The following is a 1,312-nucleotide window of genomic DNA, read 5'->3' on the forward strand; positions in this document are numbered from 1 at the left end:
CCGGGGCGGCCTACCTGCCCATCGACCCCGCGCTGCCGGATGAGCGGGTCGGGTTCGTGCTGGCCGACGCCAACCCGGTGGCCGTGCTGAGCACCACCGCGCTGCGCCCCCGGCTGGAGGGGCGCGGTGTGGTCGTCGTCGACGTCGACGACGCGCGGATTGCTGCTCAGCCCAGCACCGGTCTGCCCGCCCCGGCACCCGATGACGTGGCGCACCTCATTTACACCTCGGGCACGACCGGGGTGCCCAAAGGGGTGGCGGTCACCCATGCCAATGTGACCCGCTTGTTCGACGGCCTGCAGGTGGGTATCGGGTTGGGGTGCGAGCAGGTGTGGGCCCAATGCCATTCGTATGCGTTCGACTTCTCGGTGTGGGAGATCTGGGGTGCCCTGCTTTCTGGTGGGCGGTTGGTGGTGGTGCCCGAGGAGCTGACCCGCTCCCCCGACGAGCTGCACGCACTGCTGATCAGCGAAGGCGTGACCGTCTTGAGCCACACCCCCTCGGCGCTGGCCGCGCTGTCGCCGACCGGACTGGATCAGGTGGCGTTGATGGCCGCCGGGGAGGCCTGTCCCCCCGAGGTCCTCGCACGCTGGGCGCCCGGGCGGGTGATGGTCAACGGTTACGGCCCCACCGAAACCACCGTCTACGCCACCATCAGCGCCCCACTGACCGCGGGCTCGGGCCCGGTGCCCATCGGGCTGCCGGTGCCCGGGGCGGCGCTGTTCGTGCTCGACCCGTGGTGCCGCCCGGTGCCCCCCGGGGTGGTCGGTGAACTCTATATCGCCGGCCGCGGCGTCGGCCTGGGCTATCTGCACCGGGCGGCATTGACCGCGGCCCGGTTCGTGGCCTGCCCCTACGGGCCGCCGGGAACCCGGATGTATCGCAGCGGGGACCTGGTGTGCTGGCGCCCTGACGGGCAACTGGACTACCACGGCCGCGCCGACGATCAAGTCAAAATCCGCGGCTACCGCATCGAATTGGGCGAAATCCACGCCGCCCTGGCCGCACTCGAGGGGGTCGAACACGCCGCGGTCATCGTGCGCGAAGACCGCCCCGGCGACAAACGCCTCACCGCCTACATCACCGGCACCGCCGACCCCACCCAGCTACGCGCCACCCTGGCCCAACAACTGCCCAGCTACATGATCCCCGCCGCCATCATCGCCCTCGACACCCTGCCCATCACCCTCAACGGCAAACTCGACACCCGCGCCCTACCCACGCCCGACTACACCAACACCCAGGTGTTGACGAAGAATCCGACCAGGTCGCTGAGCGCACGATCCGACCGCCCGGCGACCGGGGTGCCCAA

1 protein-coding gene is annotated in these 1,312 nt (G+C 70.5%); it reads left to right on the forward strand.

Translation table 11 applies throughout. The features are described 5' to 3' along the window. Window positions 1-1,312, forward strand: a 1,312-nt coding sequence (locus A9X03_RS14030) for an amino acid adenylation domain-containing protein (protein ID WP_156746558.1), incomplete at both ends; no start/stop codon positions are given.

The organism is Mycobacterium sp. E1715, from assembly GCF_001667625.1.
Lineage (GTDB): Bacteria > Actinomycetota > Actinomycetes > Mycobacteriales > Mycobacteriaceae > Mycobacterium.